Genomic DNA, 26,417 nt, shown 5'->3' with positions numbered 1-26,417 from the left:
CGCGGGAGCGTACGCCGGCGCACGCGGTCATGAAACCCCGTGTTGGCCGGACCCCAGGGCACCAACGGTGGTCCATGTGGGTCACAATCCTCCGTTCGGCCCGCAACTGGCTGGAAAGGGGGTGGCGCAGATGGATACCCTTGGGCCGTGTCCGAGAACGAAACGTCGAGTCCCGAGCAACGCGTCAACCAAGCCGAGGCGCAGCGCGAGGTCTTGCTCGAGGCGATGGAGATCTTCACCCACGATCTCAGCAATCCCCTGCAGAGCCTGATCGTGCTCACCGAGCTGGCGCTCGACGACACGCCCGAAGGGACCGAGGAGCACGATCGTTGTCGCCAGAGCCTCGAGGCGGCCGAGCGCATGCGAACGCTGGTGCAGGGTCTGGCCGGACTCACGCGGAGCATCGATGGCCCGCGCAACACCAAGACGGTGGTCGATCGCTTCGTGTCGGTGCTGTCACGCCGATGGGAGCGCCACCAGGTGCGGATCTCGGTCGACATGGGGCCGATCGAGCGCACGCCCACGCCGGCCAACCTCGAGACGGTGCTGCTCAACCTCGGACTGGCCACGGTGGCGGCCGCCACCGATCGCAATCACCCCCGCTACGAGCTGAGCGTGCGCGGGATCCTGCGCGAGGGCCAGGGGGCGATGCCGTGCACCATCGAGCTGACGCTGGTCGGACACAACGCCGGCGGCACCGCGGCCCCGGTCGAGCTGTCGCGCCCGCACATGGAACGCATGGGCCGCTTGCTCGACGGCGTCGACAACATGCGCCTGTACGAAGAGGCCGAGGCCGTCTACCTGGAGTTCGCCCCGGAGACGAGGCGCTAGCATGAACGGCTCCCTCGGCTCCCTCGCACGCGGGGGGTCGCGGCGGGCGTTTCCCGGCCAACTCCACCCGACCGGGGTGGTCCTGCTGGTGGAGGACGACCAGCTGGTGGCCAATGCGCTGCGCCTGCTGCTGGTGCGCGCCGAATATGAGGTCCACGTGGCTGCCGACGTGCAGGAGGCCCTGCCGGCCTTCGATGCGCAGCCGGTGGACGTGGTGGTCACCGATCTGCTGATGCCCGGGGCCACCGGGCTGGATCTGCTGCGTGAGATCGAGCAGCGCGATCCACAGATGCCGGTGATCATCGTGACGGCCGATCACAGCGTGCAGGCCGCCGCCGCCGCGGTGCGCGAGCACGCGTTCGATTACCTCACCAAGCCCGTCAAGCGCGAGCGCCTGCTCGACACGGTGGAGCGCGCGGTCAAGGCCCGGCGCCAGACGCAGATCCAGCAGCACGAGCAGGAGCGGCTGCGGGAGGAGCACCGCCAGCTCTCCATCCGCCACCAGCGGACCGCGATGCTGCTGTCGGTGCTCTACAACCGCGCGGCCGAGGGGATCATCGTGGTCGACCCCGAGGGGCGCGTGGTCGACGTGAGCGAGAGCTTCGTCAACCTGGTCGACAAGCCGCTCTACTCGCTGCTCGACACCGACCTGCGCGAGTGGTTCGAGCCCAGCCCCACCGGCGGCGACGTGCAGGACCTCGTGATCCAGATGGTGTCCGACAGCGACGCCGAGACCCACTGGCGCGGCGAGGTGACGGTGCGGGCGGGCGACCGGCAGATCCCCGCGCGCATGAGCCTGTCACTGTGCGAGAGCCCCGAGGACGAGGACCACGGCCCCACCCGCTACGTGATCGGCCTGGTGTACTTCGAGCGCTCGCACGAGGAAGTCAGCCAGCGCCTGCAGCGGGCCGACCGCCTCGCCACCGTGGGCCTGCTCGCCGGCTCGGCCGCGCACGAGATCAAGAACGAGCTGGGACCCCTGCTGGGCTACCTGACCATGATGGAGACCAGCGGGGCCGATCCGGTCGAGACCGGGATGATCGGCATCATGCGCGACAGCGTGCGGCGGATCCACGAGCACGTGGAGGAGATCCTCGAGCCCCTGCGTCCGCGCGTGCGCACGCGCGGCGCGGTGGTGCTGCGCGAGTCGGTGGAGGACATCCTCAAGCTCTTGCGCCGCGCCGGTCGCCTGCGTCGCATGAAGGTCGAGGTCGAGCAGCTCGGCGACGACGACATCGTGGTGCACGCCGACAAGGACGAGGTGCACCAGATCTCGCTCAACCTGATCTCCAACGCGATCGATGCGCTGGGCGACGGCGGGGGTGGCGATCGCGGCAACGTGCGGATCTCGATGCGGCGGGCCGGGGACTACGGCGTGCTGCGGGTGGAGGACGACGGCGAAGGGATCGCCGAGGAGCTGCGCAGCCGCGTGTTCGAGCCGTTCTTCACCACCAAGGGGTCGGCGGGGACGGGGCTGGGGCTGGCGGTGGTGCACGACATCGTGCGAAGCCTGCGAGGGCGGGTGGTGCTCGATTGCCCGGAGGAGGGAGGGACGATCGTGACGGTGGCGCTGCCGCGGTACCGGGGGTGAGCGGCGGGCCTGGATCTCGTGCACGACGGAGGATCTCGAGCGCTCAGATCGCCCCGACCTCGTCGAGGAATGCCAGGTGATCGGCCACCATGCGTCGCGCATGGGCCGTTCGGAAGGCCACGGATACGTGGTCGTAGCCCTCGCCGTACTCGCCCAGCCGGGCGCCGGGGATCGCAGCACACAGCTCCCGGGCCATGCCGATCTCCAGCGTCTGGTCGGCGATCGCGTGCTGCACGAGCACGGGCTTGCTCGCCAGCGCCTCGTGCCCCTCGCGGAGCCACGCCTGCGCCGCTGGCAGCTCGCGTACACAATAGTCGAACCAGTCGTGCATGGTGCGGATCGGGGTCGGGGCGAGCAGGGGGAACAGCATCCGGCGCATCACTCGGTCCTTGAGGCGTCCCCATGCCGACAGCGCGTCCCAGTCGGCCCCGAACAGGGCGCGGCGATAGACGGCGGACCACAGGGCATCGAAGGCGGGTCGATCCAGCGGGCGGTCCCATAGCGACGACAGCTCGCGAAATGCCACCAGCCGCTGCTCGATGCGGGCCGCCGTGGCGGCGATGCCGGAGAAGTCGCCGTGGTACCAGCCGTAGCCGGCCGCGCTGAGGATGCGCGCGGGGGCCCGGGCCGCCAGCCCCTGGAGCACGATGGTGCCCTGGCTGATGCCATGGAGATGCACCGCGGGCAGCTCGAGGGCGTCGAGCAGCGCGACGAGCTCGTCGGCGAGCCGCTCGATGCTCACGGGACCGTCGCGCCGCGACGAGCCGCCGGTGTCCGCATAGTCGTAGCGGATCAGCATGAAGCGCCGCGTCCAGCCCCCCTTGGCCACCAGCCGGTCCCACTGGTGGAGGTTGAAGATCGACCCGTTGAGCAGCACCAACGGGGGCAGCGACGCTCCCGGGTTCTCGATGCGGCAGCGGATCCGCAGGCCGCCGGGCAGGCCGACGAGCTGCTCTCGCATTCGTGCGCCCATCCGTGTGCCCATCAGTGCGACTGGAACCATCCGACGATTGCGGCGGGCGCCTCGTCGAGCCAGGCGTGCTCCACCCCTTCGCCGACCACCGTGGCGGTCTCCACCCCCAGAGCGTCCAGCGCGTCACGATAGGGCTCCATGGTGGACATCGGGACGATCGGGTCGGCGGTGCCGTGCAAGAACATCGTGGGCAGGTGCCCCGCGTCGAGGTCGTCCGGCACGCTGCACACCGGGCCCGCGCAGGTTGCCCACGAGGCGGACTGGATCGCGAGGGCGTTGAAGCGCTCGCGGTAGGCCTCGTCCATGCGGCTGGTCATGTAGCCTCCGCTGGAGATCCCCGTGGCGTAGAGCCGACTGGGATCGAGGGGACCGAATCCACCCGCGTCGATCTCCTCGAAGATGTCGAGCATGAACTGGTTGTCCTCGGCCGTCTCCCAGGCGATGGACATGGGCGGCACGTTGGTCTCCCAGGCCGTGAAGCCGCCCAGGTGGGCCTCGGGGGTGATCACCGCGAAGCCCGAGTCCAGCAGGGTCTTGGTCAGCATGCCCTGGTTCCAGTAGCCGAGGGTCTCGACGTCGAGCACCACCCAGAACAGCTCTGCCGTGAAGATCGAGCCCTGGAACACGATGGCCGCCGGCCAGCCGCCCTCGGGAGGCTCGCCCAGCGGCACCTGCCAGTGGACCTCGCGCGGCACCAGGCCCGTGAAGCCGGTGTAGAGCGTGGTGGACTGGTGCGTGCAGGTGAGGGTCAGGTCCGTTACCTCGCAGCGGGAGGCCGTCTCGCCTCCGGAGTCGTCCGAGTCGCTCGTGTCGTCGTCCGAGTCGTCCGTGGCGTCACTCGAGTCGCCCGTGTCGCCACTCGAGTCACCCGACGCTCCGTTCGCGGACGAGCCGTCGTCGTCGACGTCGCCGGTGTCCTCGTCGTTGGTGGCGGCCATGCCCGTGTCCGAGAGCTCGATGTTCGTGTCGATGCAGCCGGCCAGGGCCGGGAGCAGGGCCAGGGTCGGAGTGAGGACCAGGCGTGGAATGGATGCGTGTCTCATGCGGGAGCCTCCGTCACGTCGAGGTATCGAACGAGCACCCGGCCGAGCTCCTCGACGAGCGCCGAGGGGTTCTGCAGCTCGAGGGAGCGAACGAGGGTGTGGTGGTTGAGCGCGCCGAGCACGACCTTGGCGCCGAACACGATGGCCGACTCGGGGTCGGGATGACCGATCTGGTCGAGGCGGGGCTGGACCAACGCCGCCAGCGCGACCCCGAGGTGATCGTTGAGCGCATGGACCCGCTCGCGAAACGAGGGCTCCGCGGAGCTGCGGATGATGAGCGCCCGAAGCAGCCCTTCCTTGGCGGCGTAGACCTCCACGAGCAGAGCCACGAACCCGCGCAAGACCCGATGCAGCGGCGCACCTTCGAAGCGCGCCGGATCGAGCCGCTCCGTGATCAGCGCATGACCATGCTCGAGGAAGCGATCGTGGACGATGCACAGCAATCGATCTCGATCGCCGATCAGCCGGTAGAAGGTGCCCACCGAGGATCCGGCCATTCGCGCGATCTCCGCGACCCCGGTGGACTCGAACCGATGCGCGGCAAGCAGGGCTTCGCCGGTCTCGACCAGCCGCTCCAGCGCCCGCCGGCTCCGCTCTTGCTTTGGAATTTCAATGGGTTGCAAGTCCATTGGAGGCCACCGAAAACAGAATCGGAATTCTTGTTCCGTTTATACGGGCGGCCGTTTCGTTCGTCAAGCGGCACGAGGAGCCCGGGCGTACCGCGCGCGAGCGCCCGAGGCGATCCGCTACGCTCTGGCCGTGCTCGAGGACATGTGGCTCGGCACGGCGCAGGATCCCGTCACGGCGGCTGCGCGCGAGCACGTGTTCGAGTGGCTAGATCCGCACGTTCCCGAACAGGTGATCCCCCACCTGCACCCGCACGTCACCCCCGAAGTCGAGCTGGCGCAGCAGGTACTGATCCCGAACCCCGCGACCGGTGCGCGTGCCCACCCCGGGCAGGCGCGAGAGCACCTCGAAGCGCACGGGGGTCATCATCTTCTGGATCCGGCGAATGACGGCGTCGCGGTCCTCCACGGCGCGGATGTGCCGGCCCACGGTGCGATCGAGCGACTGGAGCAGGTCGAGCTGCAAGATGTCGCCGGACATCGGCACGCGATCACCACCGCCGCGCGGTGAGATCAACACGGCCCGCCACACCCCGGGGCCGCCCTCGTCGAGCTCGAGCTCGAAGCGATGCTCGAGCACCGTGTACCCGGGGCAGTAGAGGTTCAAGCCGTCGATGCCCTTGGTGTAGTACATGAGCGAGCGCCCGAGCTCGCGCAGCGCGGTGTACAGGGCAAAGTCGTTCTTGATGTTCTCGCCCTCGTCGTCGAGCGCCGAGGGCAGGGCGAGCGCGGAGCGGAGCTGGACCCGGCCGGCGTCGACCTGGCCGGCGAGGCGAAAGCGCAGATAGCCGAGCAGGGCGTTGACCACCCGCTGGCAGCGCGCGACCAGACCGGCGTCCTCGCCCTCGTCCTTGCCGAGCAACACCAGGCCGAACTCGTCGCCACCGTAGTGCAGCGGCAGCACCTCGAGCTTGCGTCGGCGGCGCTTCTTGGACAGCTCGGTGGCCGCATATTGCTCGGCGTCGATCTTGCTCTTCTCCTGCTCGACCAGCTGCAGGGCCGCGTGGCGGTTGTCGAGCAGCTCGGGCTGATGCGCCGCGATGGCCAGCCCCTCCATCATCGACTCGAGCACGCGGTCGCCCACGCGGTGGCCGTAGATGTCGTTCAGCTCGCGAAAGCCGACCAGGTTCAAGAATGCGACCGCCTGGACCCGCTGGCCGCCGGTGAGGTAGCTGTCGACGTGCTGGTGGCGCTGCTCGATGTAGGTGAGGCGGGTCTTGCGGTCGCGGTAGTCCTTGTCCTGGCGGTGGTCGGGCAACAGGTCGGGGAAGCGGCCCAGGCGGCTGGTGATCGCACGCCCGAGCAGCACGTTGGCCGGGTAGAAGAACGTACGCCGCGACGCGAACATCACCAGCACGCCCTCGACCTCCTCGCGACGCATCAGCGGGAAGAAGCCGCAGCTGCCGTGCTCCTTGATGCGCTGCAAGAAGTGCCGCAGATCCTTGCGCGCGAGCCATGCATCGGGCGAGAGCCCGCCGTCGCCGTCGCCGACGGACTCCATCACGCGCTCCTGCAAGCGGCCGAGCAGGGACGCCACCGTGGCTCCGTCGCTGCGCCCCGAGGGAAATGCCAGCGGCAGGTGCTCCCGGCTCATGACCTCGTAGGCGAACGACAGCAGCGAGGGCTCGCTGCCGTCGAGCGGGACGCTGGTGAGCACGTTGCCGCTCGCCGGGTCCCCGGCCGCGAGCGCGGCCTGCCGGTAGTCGGCCGTCGCATCCACCTGGACCAGCCGGTTCTCTTCCTTGATGAAGAGCGCACAGGCGTTGGCTTCGATTCCTCCGCCCACCCACGTGCCCTCCACCAGGCCGCCGGCCCAGGCAACGGAGCGAAACCAGGTCGCGACCTTCGCGAAGAACTCGGAGACCTCCGTCGCTCCACCGAGGTCCGAGAGCTCGCCGGTGATGCTCGGCTGTATCGCCCCGAGCACCTCCATGTCGTAGAGGAGCCTGCGGTAGGCATCGACCTCCGTGCCGAGATCGCGCACCAGATCCCGGACCTGCTCGCGCAGCTCCGGTGGCATCTCGGTCGTCCCGAGCCCCGAGCCCTCGGGGTCGAAGAGCGTGATCACGCCCACCCGCCGGGCGTCGTCCCCGTGGATCAGGTCGGCTTCCCACAGCGGCGCCCGGGGGCGCGGTGGGTCATGCTCCCTGGTCACCGCGTCCCAGCGCGGGTGCTCGCCGTCGTCGGAGCGATGCAGCAGCGTCAGCTCGGTCGAGGGCGCATCGCGGAGCTGCTCCGTGCTCGACGCGTACATGACCCTTCGCATCTCCTCCTCCTCCCCCACCGAGCACACCAGCTCGTGGAGCTCGTTGCTCGAGAACGGGCAGAACCACACGCGGTAAGCCGGGGCCGCCATGGTGTCGCGGAGCCACTGACCCAGGCGATGGATCTCGTCCAGCCGCTTGCTGCGGAGCTCGTCCAAGACCTCGATGCTTCCCTGGTGGAGTAGATGCAGATCCATTGCTCCCATAGAGATTGCCCTGGGGACGGACCGCACCGCAATTGGCCGCCCCAATGGGCCTGGAGCGAGACGAGGGGTCGACTGACGAGACCGTCAGGAGCGAGGTGCGAGCCCGTCGATCAGCAGCTCGAGCGCTCGCCTGGCGTGACGGCGTCGCGAGGCTGGCGAGGCATCCTGCATCACGACGGCCGCGATCATGGACAGCACGTGGATCACGTCCGTGATGGTGAGATCGCCGCGGACCGCTCCGGCTGCTTGGGCGGCGCGCAGCGGAGCGGTGAGGAGCCGCTTGACCCGGCGCACCAGCCCGCGCAGGTCGGGCACGCTCGTCCCGGTCATGATCGAGGGGATCAGCGCCCGGGCCTCGACTTCCTGCTCGACGATGGTGGACAGCAGCGTCATGAACGCATCGGGCTGGTCGCTCCGACCCTTCACGAGCGCCTCGAGAGCGGCGAGGTTGTCCTCGAAGATCGCCGCCACGAGCGCGGAGCGATCGGGGAAATTGCGGTAGAGCGTGGCCCGCCCCACACCCGCCCGGCGAGCGATTGCGTCGAGCGGGGCATCGATGCCGCTCGACGCAAAGACCTCCCGGGCGGCGGCGATCACTCGCGCGCGATTCTCCTCGGCGTCGCGACGCGCCATCAGGGCCCGACGTGGGTGATCTGACCGTCGAGGACGTCGCCGATCCACTCGGGGACCGAGGTGCCGTCGGCGAAGGTGATGTTGTACCCGACCCGAAGCACGGTGTGCCCGAGCCCCAGCACGTAGAAGGTCGAGATCTCCGGCTCGTTGTCGGCCCGGATCGCGGACAGATCGTCGGCGTAGGTCAGGGCGGGCACGGGCAGCGGCGTGCCCTCGCAGTTGTCGTGCTGCCCGTTGCCCCAGCCAAAGCCCATGTACGTGCTGATGATCGCATCGGAGGTGTTCGAGAACAGGCCGAAGCGGACGTTGGGATGGTTGGCGATCACGTGCTCGAGGTAGTCGGTCGCGAAGTCGGTGGGGTTGCAGGCGGGGCACTCGGCGAGGACGGTGCCGTCGAGGTTCCACGTGTCCCGAAACAGGGTCTGCAGGCAGGGCGCGATCACGTCGTCGCTCAGCGGGGGCCCCGAGTCGTCGATCACGGTCAGCTCCACCCCGTCGCCGTAGGCGTTGGCGACCTGGGTGGTGTTGAGGGCGGCGCCGAAGCCACCCGCGCTGATGCCGGTCAGGAGCACGCGGTCGGCCGGGAAGCTCGGCACCCACTGCTCGAGGTAGCGGGTGATGTTGGAGTAGCCGCGGAACTGGCGGAGCTGCCCGCCGAGCTCCTGCTCGGCGTCGCCGGCGTGGATGTCCCCCGTGCAGTAGGGCACGTAGATCATCGTCCAGTCCTTGACCGGATTGGCGTCGTTGCTGCGGCTGAAGATCCCGTCGCTGGGTGGCACGAACGGAATGCTGAACGCGGTGAAGTCACACGAGTCGTTGAAGCACGCACCGCCGCCCTCGAGGTAGATCATCACGTCGGTCGATGCGGGGTTGTGGCTGACCCCGAAGCCCGCTGGCGAGCCGTCCAGGCACTGGGTGCCCGGGATCTCGAAGTACGTCCACTCCATCGGAGGTGGGTCGAGGATCTCGACGGCGGTGCAGTCGCTCCGGCACCCGTCGAAGTCGTCGGCGTTGGCGTCGTCGCACTCCTCGCCGGGATCGACGTTGCCGTCGCCGCAGAACGGCGCGGCCGGGCCGGTGCTGGTCTCATCGGCGACCGTGGTCGCCCCCGACGTGGCTCCCCCGCTGGCATCATCGGGCTCGGCGGTGATGCCAGAGACCGAGACCCCGGTGCTGCCATCCGTCTCCGTGCCGCTGCCACCGTCGCCTCCACCCACGGGAGGAGGCCCGGAGCTGCAACCGGCGAGCACGACGAACACCCCCATCATCCATGGTCCAACGCGCATGGCGGCACCCTACCCGGATGCGGACACCCACGTCCACTTCGAAACCGGCCCGTGACGAAGCGGTCGTCGTGCTCACTCCTCGAACAGTCGGGCCATCGGCTCCTTGCGGTTGCCCTTGCCGTCGCACACGGCCAGCTCGCCGCCGTAGATCGCGGCTCCGCCGAAGCGGCCGGCCTTGTCGACGGCGTAGAACTTCACGTTGAAGTCGGGCTTGCCGTCGGGTCGCTGCAGCCGCTTGATGCGGGTGGCGTCGGTGATGCGCTGGCACGCCATCAGGCACGCGTCGGTGGGGTGCTTGCCCTGGCGCAGGCCCTCCACCACCGTCGCGCTGCCCGCGGTGATGATGTTGGCCTCGCCGCGTCCCGTGGAGCCGGCGGCCCCCACCGCGTTGTCGACGAACAGGCCGGCGCCGATGAGCGGGCTGTCGCCCACGCGGCCGGGGATCTTGAAGGCCAGGCCCGAGGTGGTGGTGACCCCCGCGAGGTTGCCCTTGGCATCGACCGCGTCGCAGTTGATTGTGCCGGTGATCCCGAACATCGACTTGGCGTCGGGGGGCAGCTCCTTGGGGTCGGTGGGCAGCCAGTCGTCGGAATCGGACAGCGTGGACTTCCAGTACAGCCAGATCTTGCGGGCCTCGTCGGTGAGCAGCTCTTGCTCGGAGAAGCCGTGCGCCCGGGCAAAGCGCAGCGCGCCCTCGCCGACGAGCAGGCAGTGATCGGTGTATCGCATCACCCGCAAGGCGACCTGCGAGGGGTTCTTGATCCGCTGAAGGGCGGCCACGGCCCCCGACAGCCCCGTGGCGCCGTCCATCACCGAGGCGTCGAGCTCGACCACGCCCTCCTCGTTGGGCAGGCCACCCAGGCCCACGCTGTGGTCGGTGGGATCGTCCTCCACCAGGCTCACGCCGGCCACCACCGCGTCGGCCACGGGAGTGCCCGCGAGCAGCTCTTCCATGGCCTTGGCGGTGCAGTGCGGGTAGCCGTTGGCCGAGGCCACGACCACGGGGTGGGGCGGACGATCGATCACGGCCGGCGCCTTCGCGCGACCGGACCGGGTGGCGAGGCAGCCGGTGCCGAGCACCGCCGAGGTGCGCACCAAGAAGCTGCGGCGCTTGAGCCTTCGACGCATGCCGCGAGGCTACCCCCGAACGGGCCCGGCATGATACGAGGGGATCGACCGACGATGCCGATCTCCAAGCTCCTTCGACCCTGGCCCCTGGTGCTCGCGTGCGGGCTCGTGTGTGCGTGCGGACCCAAGCTGAAGCCCGGATCGCCGCCGACCGAGTCCTCGCCGCAGTGGCACAACTGGAGCGGCGATCTGGTCTACCAGCCGTTCCCCGACGCAGATGCCTACTACTTCTCGCCGACGAGCCGCACCGAGCTCCAGGCGATCCTGAAGCGGCGGCCGCCCGGGATGAAGGTACGGGTCTCGGGCCAGCGTCACTCGCAGCCGCCGCTGGTGCTCGCCGACAACCGCGGTGCGACCCCCGAGGCGGCCCCCGGAGTCGGCACCTGGGTGATCGATCTGTCCTGCTATACCGACCTGGGGCCCGAGGGCAAGGACTGGTACCTGCTCGATGCCGCCAACGGCAAGATCACCGTCAACGCCGGCATGCGCGAGGATCAGCTCGACGCGATCCTCACCGAGAACGATCTGATGCTGCAGACCGTCACCGCCGGGGGCTTCTTCAGCGCGGGAGGCATGACGGCGGTCGACGTGCACGGGGCCACCGTGTCGTCGCCGATCTTCGCCGAGACGGCGTCCTCGTACACGATCATGGATGCCGAGGGCAACCTGACCATCGTCGACGAGGGGGAGGAGCCCTACGAGGGCTGGTCGCCGCTGCAGTTCGCTCGGGTCTCGCTGGGGGCGCTGGGCATCGTCACCGCGGTCACCTTCGACGTGCTGCCGCGACCCTACGCGACCACGGTGGAATCCGGACGAGAGAAGCTGCGGCTCACCACCGAGCAGGAGTTCGTCGATGCCTATCGGCAGCTGCTGGCCGCACACGATCGCATCGAGACGTTCTACAACCCCTACACCAGCGAGTTCCTGGTGCTGTGGTGGAACGTGGTGCAGTCGCCCAAGCGACGCAAGCGCAACAAGGCGCGGGGGGTCCCCGACGCATGCCTGCTCGCGGCCAACGATGCCTTCGGGGCGCCGTACGAGGGCAAGGTGGTCGAGAAGGACGCCGAGGAGCTCGAGCACCACGTGCAGTTCCACGGTACCGACGAGCAGGCCAAGCTGCTCATCGACGGGGCGCTCGACGTGGTGCACAAGCAGGTGAGCGCGGCCAACCGGCGCCACTCGGACCTGTGGCTGGCCAAGGCGACCCAGGGCATCTTCATGTCGTACTTCCTCGAGCTGCCGGGGGCCGACGACGCAGGGCTGCGCCGGGCCTGGCAGGGCTTGCAGGCGGTGGCCAACGCCGACCGCAGCCAATTCCGGCTCACGGGGCCGCTCGAGTTCCGCTTCATCCGCGGGGGCGACAGCGTGATGGCGGGGACCTACTCCAAGACCCCCAATGCGCTGTTCATCAATTACGACCTGATTGCGTTCGCGCAGACGACGAAGTCACCCGACTACCCGCAGCCGCTGATCGAGTTCTTCGCGGGCATCGAGCGGCAGTGGGTCGCGCTGGGGGCCATGCCGCACAACGGCAAGATGTACGGGTTCCACGATCCCGCGGATCCCGAGGGTGGGGCCACCCAGCCGTTCGACTATGGCTACCTCAATGCGCTGACCGAGCGCCGGCGCGAGCGGGTGGATGCGTTCGAACGCTACCGGCGGACGCGCGACCCGGAGGGGGTGTTCTGCAACGAGTATCTCGAGGGCCTGGGGCTGTGCCGGGAGGCGGACGCGGCCGCAGGCGGCGAGGAGGAGACCGGCGAGGAGACCCCGACCCAGGACGAGGCGACGCCCGGCGACGGTGAGGGCGAAGGTGAAGGTGAAGGCGAGGGTGAGGGCGAGGGCGAGGGCGAGGCCGACGGCGAGGCAGCCGACGCAGAGGGGGAGGACGTCGACGTCGAGGTCGAGGACGACGAGGACGCCGAAGACTGAGAGGCTCGCGATCTCCGGCTCGATTGCGTTGGCCCCGGCTGCGGCGCGTTGCGTCGAGGGCCTCGTGTCTCACCGTCGCCGGCAGTGCTCCACGCCGCAGTGGTGGCACTTGCCCTCGCGCTCATCCTCGGCCCGCTTGCGCAGCTTCGATCCGTCGAACTCGTAGCGACGCGTGCGGGTGTGATGGTTGGGCACGCCGAAGTCGCCGTCGAAGGCCGCCCACTCGGCCGAGGTGTGGATCGCTCGCAGTCCCTTCACGAACGGTGCGACGTTGGTCTCGTCGTCCACGGGTCCGACGATCGTCCCCACCCGGTGCCCGCAGGATCCACGCATCACATAGACGTCGTGGGGCACGTTCCATGGGCAGGGCTCCTTGCTCTCGCGTGGCACGTAGACCTCGGGCACGCCGTCGCCGTCGAGGTCGGGACCGGGCGCCGTGTCCACCGACCAGCGCGACTCGGCGTAGCGCGCCTCGCCCTCTTGATCGATGCCCGACGCCGACACGATCACCGTGTCCTTGCGCGAGGGGGGCACGACGCACCGTCCGGGCAAGCGCGCGAGGGGTCGATGCCCGGCGGGGAGCAGCTGCAGGGTGACGTTGATGGTCTCGCTGCCGGGGTAGGTGATGCCCGCGGACAGGACCACGAGTCGGTCGCCGAGCCGAAGGCGGCAGCCCTCGCCGGGCCGTAGCTCGCACGGCTCCGAGGCGGTGTAGCCGGCCTGGACCAGGCCCTGCTGAAGGCGTGTGCCGACCTCCTGCAGCCTCGCGGTGGGGGCCGACCAGCGCACGCGTACGTCGCCGGCCTGCGAGACCTGCACCTCGGCGTAGCTCAGGTCGGCGTCGGAGACCCAGGGCAGCTCCGCCGGCCAGCCCTCGGCCGGGTTGGTGTAGGGGGGTGGTGCCTCGACCAATTCCTCGAGGAGCTCCGACGAAGGCTCGGGCTCGGGCTCCGGTTCGATCGCGGGGCTCGGTCGAGCCACGGGAGCCGCCGCGGGCTCGGGCCCGGGATCGGGCGTGGTGGTCGGCTCCGCCCGACAGGCGAGCAGCACGCCCGCCACGAGCAGCCATCGACGCATCATGGTTCGCCTCGCCCTCTGCTTCACCGGGCCATCGTATCCTCGCGGCGGCCCATTGGTGTTACGTTGGCGCATGCTTCGAACGCCTGCGTTGCCCGCCACCGCCGCTGCCCTTGCCCTTGCGATGATTGCGAGCTGCACCGGCGGCTCGGGCAGCACGAGCGACGGCAGCAGCGGCCCGGACGGCACCACCGGGTCCGCCACCACCACCGGCTCGAGCGGTCCATCGCAGGTGGACACGAGCACCGGATCCGACCCCGATGGCACCGCGTCCAGCGAGGACACGGGACCGGAGCCTCAGCAAGCATCGTCGGTCAGTCAGTACGGCATCACGTGGACGTTCGACGGCACGTATCCGGTCGGGCAGTACGTGACCGGCGACTGGTGGGTGGTGGGCCCGGTGACGATCGAGTCGGTGTCGCCCGACCCCACCGACGGTCGCAACGGCTCGATGCTCGACCCGGTGGGGAGCCAGGACTACGACGACCGCGCGGGCAACCACGAAGCAGGCCTGCGCGTCTCGTTCCCGCTGACCGTCGAGGGCACGCACTCGCTGGTGTCGAGCATCAGCCACCCCGAGGAGCCCGAGTGCACCAATGGCTCGAGCGATGCCTGGCTGACCTACGACGGCGATTGTCAGCGCGGCCCGATCCACACCCAGGCGATCCTCACCATCGTCGACCAGGCACCGCCGGCCGACGCCTTCCGGCCGCCCTATGCGGGCCCCGACAAGCCCTCGCATCGAGCATCGGACGTGTGCTGGGACGCGCTGCCCAAGCTGGCGGGCCCCGCCGAGCTCCCCGATGCCGAGGCCTTGCTGCGCCACGTGGAGCGCCCGTGGGTGGATCACCTCGGCAGCTGGGTGATGCAGCACGGCTGCGCGACCCACAACATGTACTGCTACGGTCGGGAGATCGGCAACATCGTCGCCCAGCTCGCGACCTACGTGCTGCTCGACACGCCGCAGCAGCAGACGCTGGCGATCCGCCTGATCCAGCTCGGCATCGACAACCATGGCGTGCTCCAGGCCGGCGGCGGCTGGCCAGGCGATGGTGGGCACTTCAACGGCCGCAAGCTCCCCATCGTGCTCGCGGGCTCGCTGCTCGGCGACGCCGCGATGGCCAGCCCGGGGCTCGACGTCGGCAACGAGGATCGCATGACCTACTACGGCAGCGATGGCATAGCCCGGTGGGGTCGCGATTGCGACAGCTGCTACTTTGCCAGCGGCTGCGACTACGCGGGCGCCTGCATGAACGGCGCCAAGGACTGCCGCGACCCCGCGGGTCTGGAGGATGGCTGTGCCGACTATCGCAACTGCTGCACGTCGGTGACCTGGGTCGGAGAGGCGCTGGCCGTGCATGCGATGGGCCAGCGACAGGCCTGGGGACACGATGCCTTCTTCGACTACGTCGATCGCTGGGTGGCGGGTGACGTGGATGGTGGAGGCGGAGCCAGCAGCGACTTCGTGCTCGAGATGTGGTCGATGTACCGCGATGCGGCGCCCACGGTGGGCGGCTGTCGGTAGCTCGAGCGCATTCGCGACGCCGACATTCGACTCGACGACGTGCTTCGGCAGCTCGGCCTCGAGGCGACGGCGCCCGGCGAGTTCGCGCCCTCGCCAGGCGAGGGCGCGAACGGTCGGTCTACGGGCTGGGCAGAGGGCCTGGGCTGGTGAACACGAAGTCGTTCGCGCCTCCTACGAAGATGTTGTGGCAGCCAAAGCACGTCGTGTCGTCGTCCGCGACGCCGTCGGCACCTCCTGGCGCCAAGCCTCCTGCGCCGTTGGCCCACAGTGCATAGCCCCACTCGCCGGTCATGGCGAACGTCGCGGCGTCGCGCTCCATCACGGCGATGGCCGCCAATGACTGGGGCGCGATCATGTCTGGCCAATCCTCGAGGCCGGCGGCCGAAGCGGCGAACACGACATCGGCGAGGACCGTGCCCTCGGGCCACGGGTTGGTGTCGCCGGCCCGGGCGGCGTCCACGGCGGTTTGGTTGCCGAGCACCACCCGCATCTGCGTATTCGCGAGCCGGTGGTGGACGCTGATGAACCTCCACTCGAGCAAGCCTTCGTCCAGGGTCATGCCGTTGACGTGGGCCTCGGCCGCGCCGATGTCCATCGCGGTCGGCAGGGGCAGCGGCATGGTGAACACGAAGTCCTGGTCGGGGACGCGGGAGTTGTGGCACCCGTAGCACGTCGACTCGTCCACGTCGTCCGCGGGGTTGGCGATCACGTCGGGCTCGGCCGGCATCAGATCGTCCCCCCTGAAGATGGCGTAGCCCCACCCACCGGTCGCTGCGAAGCGGTCGGAGTCCTTCTCCATCACCGCGATCGCGCCGAAGGTGTCCGGCGCGACCATGTCGGCCGAGAACCCATTGCCGCCGTCGGTCCAGACGACATCGACCAAGATGCTTCCCTCGGGCCACGGGGAGGTATCGCCCGAGCGCGCCGCCTCGACCGCGGTATCGTTGCCCACGACCAGGCGGATGGTGCTGGCGTCTCCCCCGTCGGTCCGATCGGTCATCCCGATGATCGCCCAGTCCTCCCAGCCCACCGGTAGATCGGCCAGCTCGATCATCTCTCCTCCGCTGCTCGAGTCCGCCTCGGTGGTCGTCGTATCGACGCTCGTCGTGCCGACGCTCGTCGTGCCGAGCGTATCCTCTGCGCTCGTGGAGGAACCCGTCGAGGAGCCCGTCGTCGAGTCCGTCGTGCTCGACCCGGTGTCGGCATCACCTTCGCCAGCATCCGGACAGCCGGACAACGCCAGCACGACCGTGGATCCCAGGACCAGGGGGCGGAGCACCGGGCGACGAGTGCCAGAACGGAGATTCAAGTCTGATGTAGTCATTGTGTCGTGATTCCTCGGCCAAGGAGGCCGATATCCAAGTGTCTTGGCGTGCTGCTCCTCAGCACCGCGCGGGCCATCATGCACGATCTCTCGGCCGTCGGGGCTCGTTTCCCGCGAGCACGAACGACGACAACGGCTCGGCTGTCGCACCGAGCGATCGTCGAGGGCTCGAATGCGAGCACCGGCGACGCTGATCGAGCGCGAAGTTGCGATGGATCGAGCCCACCCGACCGTTCGTGCGCCGCGCGAGGGCGGAATCACGCCCCGCCGCCCGACGGCGACTCCAGCGCAGCTCGGCGGCCTTGGTCTTCGTCCACCCCGGAATTCGCATGTACGCTCGCCCCATGCTCGGCCGAGGCTCGAGGCTCACCATCGCCGTCGCCGTCGCCGTCGCTTCGTTTCCATCGCTCGTACGCGCGGCCGAGACGGTGATCCCGATCGCCGGCGACGTGCCCGACGACGGTCTCGATCACTTCCGGGTGCCGTTCGAAGTCCCCGAGGGCACGGTGGAGATCGAGGTCCGCCACGACGACCTCTCGATGTCCAACATCCTCGACTGGGGGCTCGAGGATCCGAGCGGCCGACGCGGCTGGGGCGGAGGCAATTCCGAGCCCGCGATCGTGGGCCTCGACGCGGCGTCGCGCAGCTACTCGCCCGGGCCGATCCCCGCGGGCACGTGGAACGTGATCGTGGGCAAGGCGCAGATCCTCGACCCGCCCGGGCAGTTCGAGCTCGAGATCGTGCTGCGTGATGCCGCATCGGCCACGCTCGCGCCGCAGCCCGAGCGCCAGCCGTACGTGCCCAGCCCCGCGCTGGTGGACGAGCCGGGCTGGTACGCGGGCGACGTGCACGTGCACTCGCTCGAGAGCGGCGATGCACGGCCGCCGCTCGACGAGATCGGCGACTTCGCCACGTCGGTGGGGCTTCACTGGGTGGTCATCAGCGATCACAACGTCCACACCGCGCTCGACTTCCTCGGCGACGTGCAGCCGCGGCACCCCGGGCTGCTGTTCGTACCGGGGGTGGAATTCACCACCTACGCCGGGCACGCCAACGGCATCGGCGCGACCAGCTTCGTGAGCCACGAGCTCGGCCAGCCCGGCGTCACGATCGAGGGGGCGGTGCAGGCGTATCACGATCAAGGTGCGCTGTTCGTGCTGAACCACCCGACCCTCGAGCTCGGGGCGCTGTGCATCGGGTGCGCATGGGATCTCGCGCTCGACCCCGCGATGATCGACGCCGTCGAGATTGCCACCGGTGGTCTCGAGCCGTTCGCGGGCCAGTACACCGAGTCCGCGATCGAGCAGTGGGACGAGCTGTGCGCCCAGGGGTTGCACGTGGTGCCGCTCGGCGGCAGCGACGATCACCGGGCCGGGGTCGATCTCTCGCCGTTCCAGAGTCCGATCGGTAGCGCTGCCACCGTGGTGCTGGCCGACCGGCTCGACGCGGCGGGGATCGTCGAGGGCATCCGTCGCGGGCGCACGGTGGTCAAGCTCCAGGGGCCCGATGATCCGATGGTGGAGCTCGCTGCTCTGCAGGAGATCGACGGCGACACGATCCGCGCCGACGAGGTCACGCTCACCGCGGTGATCACCGGTGCCGCAGGGCAGCAGGTGCGACTGGTCGAGAACGGCGCCAGCGCGGGCACCCAGGCGATCGACGAGGATCCGGCGATGGTGCAGTGGAACGTGACCGCGCCCGCGCAGGGGCAGGACCGCTACCGCGTGGAGATCCTCGTCGACGGCGAGCGCCGCGTGGTCACGAGCCACCTGTGGGTGGAGGCCGGGCCGGCCTCGTCCGATACCGGCGACATGGACACGGGCCTCGATGAAAGCGGAGGCACCACGAGCGGTGGCGGGGCCGACAGCAGCGGTAGTGGCACGAGCAGCACGGGCTCGGCCGGAGCGAGCGAGGGCGCCGATGACGGGTGCGGGTGCACGACGACCGACTCTGGCGGTCGTGCGTGGGCGTGGATGCTGCTCATGGTGCTCGGGGCTCGTAGGCGACACCGTCCGGGGCCCCTGCTACGATCGAGCCCTTGAGCGACTCTCCACGCGACGCCAACGGATCGCCGGGGCGACGGTCCTTCTTGCTGGGATCGCTGGTGGGCGTGGGCGCCACGGCCGGGCTCACGCAGGTGGCCCGGGCGCTGAGCACCGCCGCCGACGAGGCCAACGAGGCTGCGGGCGCCGTGAGCGACCCGGCGCCCGCGAGTACCCCGACCTCCGCGAGTCCTCCACCCCCGCTCGCGCCCGGAGAAATCCCCCCGCTGCCCACCGATCTCGGCCCCATGCCGCCCGACGGTCGTCGCCTCAGCTACGCCCAGCAGGGCGAGGACCTGGTGCTGCAGGCGGTGCTCGAGCACGTGGGGATCCCCAAGCCGCGCTACCTCGACATCGGGGCGTTCCACCCGAGCATCTCCAGCAACACGTTCCTGTTCTACGCAAAGGGCAGCCGCGGGGTGCTGGTGGAGCCCAATCCGTTCATGGCCGAGCTCCTGCGCCGCGCTCGCCCCGAGGACACCGTGCTCGAGGTCGGGGTGAGCGTGGACGGCAGCGACAGCGCCGACTACTACGTGATCCGCGAGCGCCCCCAGCTGAACACGTTCTCGCGCGAGCAGGCCGACCGCTACGTGGCCGAGTCGGGGCCCCAGACGATCGAGGCGGTGGTGAAGGTGCCGCTGCGCTCGATCGACTCGATCCTCGAGGAGCACTTCGGCCGCACCCCGCCCGACCTCGTCAGCATCGACGTCGAGGGGCTCGATCTGGCGATGTTGCAGACCCTGAGCTTCGACCGCTTTCGGCCGGCCGTGCTGTGCGTGGAGACGCTGGTCTACGGCACCAACGAGCAGCGCGAGCCCACGCTGGAGCTCTTGCGCGGGCATGGGTACGAGGTGCGGGCGGGGACGTTCGTGAACACGATCTTCGTGGACGAGCAGCGGCTGCGGGGCTGAGGTACGTCGCGCAGCCGGCCCGCCGGGGTCACAGCGAGATGCCGGCCGGTGGCACATTCGACAGGCGGATGACGGGGTCGGTGGTCAGGGTCTGGGTGCCACGGGTCGCCATGATCACGAAGCTCTCGGGGGTGGTCATCGGCGGCACGGGGGCTCCCCCGCCCGGAGAGGCGAGCTGGAGGGGGTAGGTGCTGCTGCTCTGGCCCACCGCCCACTGCTGGCCCGTCGCTCCCGCTCCCGCACCGTAGGTCCATCCGGTCAGGTTCCAGGTGTTCCCCGAGTTGTCCCGGACCGTATTGGGGATCTCCAGGATCATGGTCCCACCGCCCTGGTAGATGCCGAGCAGGACGGTGCCCTTGTCGAAGGTGGCCGAGTAGCTGCCCGTGCCTCCCGTCATCTGTCCCGTCGTGGAGTTCAGGCCATTGATCCCGGTCGAGATCACGAGCACGGAGTTGGTCCTGTGGTTGCCGTTGGCATCGGTATAGGTGAACGACTGAATGCTCGGATTCAGCGATAGCGTGGTGTTCACGCCGGCGTTGAACATCAGAGACTGTCCGCTGCGGGCATGGAAGGTGAACCCATGGTTGGTAGGGTTCTTCTGCTCCGGCTTCCATACCCAGAACGTGGCCTGAAACGCCTGACCCACGGTGGTCTGGGTCATCGTGGTCTGCACCCCGACATAGTTGTTCTCCGACGTGTTCGAACCGATGGCCGTGGCCGTGACGGTGGGCGGATAGTGGAGGAACTCGTTGAAGCTCACGACGTACGTGCCACTGGAGCCGGAGACGGTGAAGTTGTTGGAGAACGCCTTGGTGGTGTCGACGGTGCCGTTGGAGTTGATGGTTCCGTAGAACATGGTCTCGCTCGTTTCGCTCGATGGGTTGTTGGGTGGTGGTTCGAATGGATGTGGTGCGCCAAGTGGGTCTATCGATCGAAGGTCGCAAGCCACGTGCGGATCTCGTCGGCCCGCTCGCTCTGGCCGTGCTCGACATAGAGCTCGGCCGCACGCTCGGCTCGCGCGTGCACGCCCTCGCGAGGCTCACCGGTGGCGCGCTCGGCCCGGGCGAGCGCCCACAGCAAGTCGGCCTGCTCGAGCGGGTGCCCACCGTGGCGCTCGAGCAGCGCGAGCGCGGCCTCGAGCCGGGGAACCGCCTCGGCCGCGCGCTCGGTACCCAGCTCGGCCAGGCCCAGGCCCTTGAGCACGAGCATCGCCGTCAGCGGCTCCTGGTCGGCACGGGCCTGCACGGCGGGCAGCAGCGCCTCGTAGGCCCTCCGCGCCCGCTCGTGCTCGTCCAGACCCAGCAGGGCCTCGGCCATGTTGCTGCGCGTGAGCAGGGCCTCGGAATCATCGGGGCCGCGCGCGGCCACGATGTGCTCGAGGGCTTGCTGCCAGGTGTCGTGGGCGTCCTGAAGCTCGCCGCGACGAAATTGGACCAGGCCGAGCAGCTGTAGCGCTTCGACCTGGAGCGGATCGTCGGGATCACGGGCGACGGCGAGGATCTCCTGTCCCCGCCTGGCATGTGCGAGCGCGTCGTCGAGGGCGCCCGTCAGCTGGTCGAGCTGGGCCAGGGCCAGCTCCGAGCGACCGACCAGCAGGGTTCGTGCACCGTAGAGCTCGATCCACCTCGTGCGCGCGCGCTCGAGTCGTTGGCGTGCCGCGTCGACGTGGCCGAGGTCGGTCAGCAACAGCCCCTGGTTGTAGTCGTGCCGCGCGAGGTAGGGGTGTCCTGGGCCAAGGGCGTCTCGCCACAGTTGCTCGGCCTGGTCGTAGGCCTCGAGCGCATCGTTGGTGCGACCGGCACGACGCAGGGTGTTGCCCAGCGCCTCGAGCAGCTGGGCTCGCTGGAGCTCCGAGCTCGACTCGGTCTCGGCGGCCTCGAGGCCCTGGCGCAGGATCCTCTCGGAGGCGGTCGCCTCGCCCGCCCGGAGCTCGGCGACGCCGCGGCGAGCCGCCAGCTCCAGGCGCCGTCGTGGCTCGCCGGGGTTGCGCTGGCGGGCGATCTCGGCGCGGCGGGCCCACAGCCGCGCGCGATCGTGGCGTCCGCGGCTGTCGTCCTCCGACAGCAGCTCGAGCCAGATCTCGAACGACAGCTCGCGATGCTCGTGCAGCTCGGCCAGGTCGAGCGCCTGCCACAGCATGTCGAGGGCGGCGTCCTTGTCCTCCTGGTGCGGGCTGGCCAGGCGCACGCGGGCCGACTCGACCAAGGCCTCGGCGTGGACGGGACCGTAGCCGGTGGCCTCGGCCCGGGTCCGCGCCTCGTCGGCGAAGGCCCGAGCCTCGTCGTCGCGCCCCGCCCGTCGCGTCACCCGGGCCGTCGCCAGGGCCTCGCGCGTGGCCCGGACGACCTCGGGATCCTCGGGCGCCTGGGGTCCGAGCGCATCGAGATCCTGACAGCGCACCGGCTGGGGAAGGCCCTCCACCATGTCGAGCCCGTGCTCGACCACTCCCGCATCGGCGTCGGGCAGCGCATGCAGCAGCGCTCGCAGATCCGCGGTGTTGCGCTCGATGCAGGCCGTTCGTCGCGCGAGCACGTCGACGGGATGCGTCTGACGCACGCGCGTGTCCTCGCAGGCATCGCGCTGCTCGGCCCTCCACGCGTCGACCCGACCGTCGAGCGCCGCGATCACGCGCTCGGCTGCGTCCGCGCCATACGAGGGCTCCGCGGCGGCGAAGCTCGTGCGCACCCGGGCCCGGGCGTGGTCGTCCCATTGCGCGGCCAGCTCGGCGTCGGCCTGGGCGCACGGTTGCTCCGGGCTCGACAGCATCGAGCCCACCGTCGCACCGCCGAGCAAGAGCCCGCCCGCGACCACCGCGATCCTCCGTCCGCGCCCTCGCGGCCGCGACAGCTCGCGCAGCAGCGCGTTCATGTCGGCGAAGCGATCGTCGGGCGCCACCGACAACCCCCGCCGCACCACGGCTCGCAGCCAGCGTGGCACCAGCGAGCGCGTGGTGGGCTCCTCGAGTCTCCCCTGGGTCACTGCCATCAGGTAGGCAGCGAAGGAGCGGCCGTTGAACGGCCGCTCGCCGTAGAGCGCCTCGTAGAGCGTCACGCAGAAGCCGTACTGATCGCTGCGAGCATCGAGCGGCGTGGCGGTGAGCTGCTCCGGGGACATGTAAGCGAGCGTGCCCACCACCCGCCCCGGCTCGGTCAGCTGCACGATGCCGCGGCGCGAGCCCGAGCCCGAGCCCGGACGCGAGCCCGAGCCCGCAACGGACTCGGCCCGCATGGAGACCGCAGTGGGATCGTCCACCGACACCGCCGAGCTCGACGCGCTCTCGTCCACACCGGGCCGGGCCAGCCCGAAGTCCAGCACGCGCACGCGGCCGTCGTTGCCCACCAGCACGTTGTCGGGCTTGAAGTCGCGATGCATCAGCCCCTGGGCATGCGCGGCGGCCAGGCCCCGGCCGGCCTCGATCATCACCGGCACCACCTCCGACCACGGTCGCACCTTGGTGCCCTCGGGAGCCTGCTCCATCCACTCGCGCAGCGTGATGCCGTCGACGAGCTCCATGACCAGGTACACCTGACCCTCGTGGATCCCCGCCTCGTGGATCTGCACCACGTTGGGGTGGGACAGGCGCGCCAGCACCTGGGCCTCGCGAAGCAGCCGCTCGCGCGCGTGGTCGTTGGCCGCGTGCTCGCGCAGCAGCAGCTTGATGGCCACCCGCCGATCGAGCCGATCGTCGTAGGCCACGAACACCTCGCCCATGCCGCCGCGGCCCAGCCGGCGCAGCAGCTCGAAGCGCCCCACCCTCGAGGGCTCCGCCCCCACGTCGGGAAACAGCGCCTGGTGGATGCTCTGCTTGGCCACTTGCCATCCCACGCCATCGTCGACCGTCGGTGCAGTCCCCAGCGCGGCGCCGTCGGGCTCCGACTCGCTCCCGTCCTCCCCTGCCACGGATCGAGCATCTGGCTCCCGACTCGAGCGCGCAAGCCACGGGGCGAGGCGGGGCTCCCCACGCCCGTCCAGGGCCGTCCTGGCGACACCCAGGGCGTCGCTGTTGGTGGGGTCGAGCCCGTCCATTCGACGGGTAGTGACGCCGGGCGCCGATCGGATTGCGCCACCGTCGATGATTTCGAAGCCGTCCAGGCCGGCCGCCGCGGAAGCGCGGGCGGCAGGGCGGCCGATCCGCGGTTGCGCCGATCATCCCCGGTCCGTCATGCTCGACCCATGGACCCACGGTGGTGGATCGCAGCAAGCGTGGCATGGTGCGCGACCGGATGCGGCAACGAGCCCGACACGCGCGACGACACCGCCTCGGGCGGCTCGCTGCCGCTGACGACGCTCTCCGCCTCGAGCGACGCCAGCGACGACGCGCCCGCCGACACCGGCGACAAGCTCGACGTGGGCGGGGCCGACGGCACCGGCATGGCCGAGGACGGCGGCAACGAAGCGGGCTGCCAGAAGGTCGACTTCCTGTTCGTGATCGACAGCTCGGCCTCGATGGAGGACGAGCAGGACAACCTGCTGGGCAGCTTCCCCGGGTTCATCGATGCGATCGAGCAGACCCTGATGATCGACGACTTCCACGTGATGGTGGTCGACGCCGGGCTCATCGCCGGGGCGGGCTGCGACGGGATCCTCGGGGCGGGGCGCGTCACCTCGGGGATCGGCCAGGACTGCATGCTGGTCGGGGGCCTGCGCTATGCCACCGCCGACCAGCCCGACCTCGTGGCCACCTTCACCTGCATCGGCTCGCGAGGCTTCGGCGGCCCCGGCGACGAGCAGACCATGAGCTCCACCCTGGCCGCGGTGGGGCCCCTGTCCGCCCCCGGGCAGTGCAACGATGGCTTCCTGCGCGACGACGCGATCCTCGTGGTCACCATCATCACCGACGAGGAGGACAGCCCCGGCGACACCACCCCGGCGCCCCCGCTCGACGGAACCTGCGTGCCGGCCGACGCCGATCCCAACTCGAACGGCGACCCCGCCGGCTGGAAGGCGAGCCTGGTCTCGGCCAAGGGCGGCAACGAGGATGCGATCGTGGTGCTGTCGCTCATCGGCGACTGCGACGCGGGCGGGACCTGCCCCGGCATCGCGCTCGAGCCCACGGGCGGCTACTCGGGGGCCGAGCCCGCGCCGCGCCTGCGGGAGTTCACCCAGTCGTTCGGCTACGGCTCGGTGGGGCCGGTGTGTGCGCCCGACTATGCGCCGTTCTTCACCGAGGCGGTCAGCGTGATCGCGAGCGCCTGCGACGGCTTCGTGCCGCAGGGCTGAAGGCAGCGTGCTCGCTCGAGGCGCGCGACCGCCTCATTGCGCCATCACCGGTCCGGCACACCCGAGTCGAACGCGATGTGCCACCCGTCCGCCCGCTTTCGCCAGATCGTCACGAAGGTCCCCGTGCTCACGACCTCGTTGCCCGCTTGGGCGACCACGCGGTAGCGCCCGGTGGTGAAGCCGAGATCACCGGCCGGGGCGAGCCCGCTGGCGGTCGGGCTCCACTGCAGATCGTGGCCACCGGCCCGCATCGCGTCGATGCCCGCCCCGCTGGTCTCGGCGTCGCGGCGGTCCGAGCCCCGCGACCACGCAAAGCCCTCGGCGTCGAAGCGCTCGACCCAGGCCGCTCCGCCTCGCGCCGCGCTGTCGGCCGCGAACGCGACGTCGAGGTCCTCGAGGGTCGGTGCCGACATCGGCTCGCGACCGCGCAGCTCGAAGCGGCGTGGGCCTGCGGCGCCGTCGAGGGCGATCGCGAGCCGGTCGCCTTCGCGGCGATAGACGATCGCCGTGGGATCGTCGTGCTCCGGGTTGGTCAGCCGCAGCTCGTCGGGCTCGACCGCGACCTCGAAGTCGACGATCGCCTCGCCACCGGGGATCGCAGTGAACACGGCGTGGCCATCGGGGTGGTGGAGGAGCATCACCTCGAACCACGCGGTGGTCTTGCCGTCCTTGGCCGAGGTGAAGCCGATGCCCACGAGGTGCTCGCCCACCGCGGTCCAGCGCTCGACCGCGCGGCCGTCCTCGCTCGCCCACGCGCCCACGAGGATCGAGACGGCATCGGGCAACGGATGCTCGGATGATTCCACCGAGGGGGACTCCTTCGCTGCGGTGGCAGGCTCGTTCGACGCTGGAGGGGCCGCGCTCGGATCGCCGTGGCCAGGAGCCGGGTGGGCGCAGGCGAACGCCACCAGCGGTGCGACGACCAGGGCTTGGACCACGTGACGCATGCGTCGATGGTGGGCTCGGCCGCCGTGGCCGTGCAAGTGCAGGCCGACGGTTGCCGACGTGCCGCGCTCGGCGGGCCCGCACGAGGTGGACATCGGTCAGCAGCCGTTGGCCTCACATGCGCACGTCGATCCCGATGGATTGAGCTGTGGGTCCGCGTCTTGGCCCACCGTGCAGGTCACCACGCTGTCGTCGGCTCCGCAGTTGAACTCGAGCTGATCGCAGGCCTGGTTGTGCGACTGGCACGTCAGCGAGCATGGACCGCCGCCGCAGTCGACCACCGTTTGCTGGCACGCCTGCTCTCCGCTGCACAGCACCTGGCACTCGTGCGCGACCGGGCACTCGATGGTGGCCTGCTTGCAAGCCTGGCTGCCCTCGCAGGTGACGGTGCAGGGCCGATCGGGGGCGCAGGTGATCGTGGTCTCGTTGCCGTCACAGACGTTGTCTCCGATGCAATCGACGAGGCACTCCCCACCGGCACAGAGATCGCAGGCTGGGTCGCAGCCCCCGGGGCCCGGCAGGATCTGGCCGCAGGCCGGCCCGCCCGAGCTCGTGCCCGTCTGCTCGGGACCGGTGCTCGTCGAGGAATCGTCGGTCTCGCCCATGCCCTGCGTCGTCTCGGCCGTCGTCGGTTCCGGCCCCGTCGACGGGGTCGAGGTGCCTCCCATCGAGGCACCGCTCGTGCCGTCGACGGTGCCTCCGGTGGCGGAGCCGTCGCTCGTGGAGCCCGTCGAGGGGCTGGTCGAGGACGAGCTGTCCCCCGGGACCGCATTGGAGGTCGTGCCCAGCGAGCTGCCGTCGAGCTGGCACGCGCCCAGAGCCAGGAAGCAGATCACGAGGTGGCGCATCGGTACCATTCT

20 protein-coding genes are annotated in these 26,417 nt (G+C 70.0%); 7 read left to right on the top strand and 13 right to left on the bottom strand.

Annotated features, from left to right (window positions below; all coding sequences use genetic code 11):
- Window positions 1–147: 147 nt before the first annotated feature.
- A complete protein-coding gene (locus OEB96_RS25600) occupies window positions 148–831 on the top strand; it encodes a histidine kinase (protein WP_266219355.1) in 684 nt (227 codons plus the stop codon).
- A gap of 1 nt (window position 832) precedes the next feature.
- Window positions 833–2,422, top strand: a complete 1,590-nt coding sequence (locus OEB96_RS25595) for a hybrid sensor histidine kinase/response regulator (RefSeq protein WP_266219354.1) — start codon at window positions 833–835, stop codon at window positions 2,420–2,422.
- Between the two features lie 43 nt (window positions 2,423–2,465).
- On the opposite strand, the gene OEB96_RS25590 is transcribed toward OEB96_RS25595, so the two are convergent.
- The 7 genes from OEB96_RS25590 to OEB96_RS25560 form a co-directional block, all read right to left on the bottom strand.
- Complete coding sequence (locus OEB96_RS25590) at window positions 2,466–3,383, bottom strand: alpha/beta fold hydrolase (RefSeq protein WP_266219353.1); 918 nt, start codon at window positions 3,381–3,383, stop codon at window positions 2,466–2,468.
- Window positions 3,384–3,406: 23 nt separating this feature from the next.
- Entirely contained in the window at window positions 3,407–4,438 is a 1,032-nt protein-coding gene (locus OEB96_RS25585) for an extracellular medium-chain-length polyhydroxyalkanoate depolymerase (RefSeq protein WP_266219352.1), read from the bottom strand.
- Window positions 4,435–5,067 carry a TetR/AcrR family transcriptional regulator gene (locus tag OEB96_RS25580; RefSeq protein WP_266219351.1) on the bottom strand — a complete coding sequence of 211 codons (633 nt, stop codon included), beginning with the start codon at window positions 5,065–5,067 and terminating at the stop codon, window positions 4,435–4,437. Before OEB96_RS25580 ends, OEB96_RS25585 begins: the two co-directional genes overlap by 4 nt.
- A gap of 205 nt (window positions 5,068–5,272) precedes the next feature.
- On the bottom strand, window positions 5,273–7,486 hold the full coding sequence (locus OEB96_RS25575) for a nucleotidyl cyclase domain-containing protein (RefSeq protein ID WP_266219350.1): 2,214 nt from the start codon (window positions 7,484–7,486) through the stop codon (window positions 5,273–5,275).
- 132 nt (window positions 7,487–7,618) lie between these two features.
- A complete protein-coding gene (locus OEB96_RS25570; protein WP_266219349.1) occupies window positions 7,619–8,167 on the bottom strand; it encodes a TetR/AcrR family transcriptional regulator in 549 nt (182 codons plus the stop codon).
- Window positions 8,167–9,453, bottom strand: a complete 1,287-nt coding sequence (locus tag OEB96_RS25565) for a pectin acetylesterase-family hydrolase (protein WP_266219348.1) — start codon at window positions 9,451–9,453, stop codon at window positions 8,167–8,169. Before OEB96_RS25565 ends, OEB96_RS25570 begins: the two co-directional genes overlap by 1 nt.
- Before the next feature lie 72 nt (window positions 9,454–9,525).
- Complete coding sequence (locus tag OEB96_RS25560) at window positions 9,526–10,581, bottom strand: N(4)-(beta-N-acetylglucosaminyl)-L-asparaginase (RefSeq protein WP_266219347.1); 1,056 nt, start codon at window positions 10,579–10,581, stop codon at window positions 9,526–9,528.
- A gap of 54 nt (window positions 10,582–10,635) precedes the next feature.
- Here OEB96_RS25560 and OEB96_RS25555 point away from each other — a divergent pair, with 54 nt between their 5' ends.
- Complete coding sequence (locus OEB96_RS25555; protein WP_266219346.1) at window positions 10,636–12,513, top strand: D-arabinono-1,4-lactone oxidase; 1,878 nt, start codon at window positions 10,636–10,638, stop codon at window positions 12,511–12,513.
- Between the two features lie 69 nt (window positions 12,514–12,582).
- On the opposite strand, the gene OEB96_RS25550 is transcribed toward OEB96_RS25555, so the two are convergent.
- Window positions 12,583–13,593 (bottom strand): hypothetical protein, encoded by a 1,011-nt coding sequence (locus OEB96_RS25550; RefSeq protein ID WP_266219345.1) that lies wholly within the window; start codon window positions 13,591–13,593, stop codon window positions 12,583–12,585.
- Between the two features lie 70 nt (window positions 13,594–13,663).
- On the opposite strand from OEB96_RS25550, the gene OEB96_RS25545 reads away from it, so the two are divergent.
- Complete coding sequence (locus tag OEB96_RS25545) at window positions 13,664–15,115, top strand: hypothetical protein (RefSeq protein WP_266219344.1); 1,452 nt, start codon at window positions 13,664–13,666, stop codon at window positions 15,113–15,115.
- A 118-nt stretch (window positions 15,116–15,233) separates the two neighbouring features.
- Here the strand turns inward: OEB96_RS25545 and OEB96_RS25540 are convergent, their stop codons facing one another.
- Window positions 15,234–16,394, bottom strand: a complete 1,161-nt coding sequence (locus OEB96_RS25540) for a cytochrome P460 family protein (protein ID WP_266219343.1) — start codon at window positions 16,392–16,394, stop codon at window positions 15,234–15,236.
- Window positions 16,395–16,783: 389 nt separating this feature from the next.
- On the opposite strand from OEB96_RS25540, the gene OEB96_RS25535 reads away from it, so the two are divergent.
- Together OEB96_RS25535 and OEB96_RS25530 are read left to right on the top strand one after the other, a co-directional pair.
- A complete protein-coding gene (locus OEB96_RS25535; protein ID WP_266219342.1) occupies window positions 16,784–18,481 on the top strand; it encodes a CehA/McbA family metallohydrolase in 1,698 nt (565 codons plus the stop codon).
- Complete coding sequence (locus OEB96_RS25530; protein WP_266219341.1) at window positions 18,478–19,392, top strand: FkbM family methyltransferase; 915 nt, start codon at window positions 18,478–18,480, stop codon at window positions 19,390–19,392. The genes OEB96_RS25535 and OEB96_RS25530 overlap by 4 nt, the downstream gene beginning before the upstream one ends.
- Window positions 19,393–19,420: 28 nt before the next feature.
- Here the strand turns inward: OEB96_RS25530 and OEB96_RS25525 are convergent, their stop codons facing one another.
- Together OEB96_RS25525 and OEB96_RS25520 are read right to left on the bottom strand one after the other, a co-directional pair.
- Window positions 19,421–20,248, bottom strand: coding sequence for a hypothetical protein (locus tag OEB96_RS25525; protein ID WP_266219340.1), 828 nt, complete (start codon window positions 20,246–20,248; stop codon window positions 19,421–19,423).
- A gap of 68 nt (window positions 20,249–20,316) precedes the next feature.
- Window positions 20,317–23,292 carry a serine/threonine-protein kinase gene (locus tag OEB96_RS25520; RefSeq protein WP_266219339.1) on the bottom strand — a complete coding sequence of 992 codons (2,976 nt, stop codon included), beginning with the start codon at window positions 23,290–23,292 and terminating at the stop codon, window positions 20,317–20,319.
- 303 nt (window positions 23,293–23,595) lie between these two features.
- Here OEB96_RS25520 and OEB96_RS25515 point away from each other — a divergent pair, with 303 nt between their 5' ends.
- Complete coding sequence (locus OEB96_RS25515; protein WP_266219338.1) at window positions 23,596–24,612, top strand: hypothetical protein; 1,017 nt, start codon at window positions 23,596–23,598, stop codon at window positions 24,610–24,612.
- Between the two features lie 44 nt (window positions 24,613–24,656).
- On the opposite strand, the gene OEB96_RS25510 is transcribed toward OEB96_RS25515, so the two are convergent.
- The gene (locus OEB96_RS25510) at window positions 24,657–25,652 is read right to left on the bottom strand and encodes a DUF6265 family protein (RefSeq protein ID WP_266219337.1); all 996 of its coding nucleotides are present in this window, start codon (window positions 25,650–25,652) and stop codon (window positions 24,657–24,659) included.
- Between the two features lie 3 nt (window positions 25,653–25,655).
- Window positions 25,656–26,405 carry a hypothetical protein gene (locus tag OEB96_RS25505; protein ID WP_266219336.1) on the bottom strand — a complete coding sequence of 250 codons (750 nt, stop codon included), beginning with the start codon at window positions 26,403–26,405 and terminating at the stop codon, window positions 25,656–25,658.
- Window positions 26,406–26,417 lie beyond the last annotated feature (12 nt).

The sequence above is a fragment of the Paraliomyxa miuraensis genome (genome assembly GCF_026337845.1).
Taxonomy (GTDB): Bacteria; Myxococcota_A; Polyangia; order Nannocystales; family Nannocystaceae; genus Paraliomyxa; species Paraliomyxa miuraensis.
This window is presented reverse-complemented; position numbering and strand designations above follow the sequence as displayed.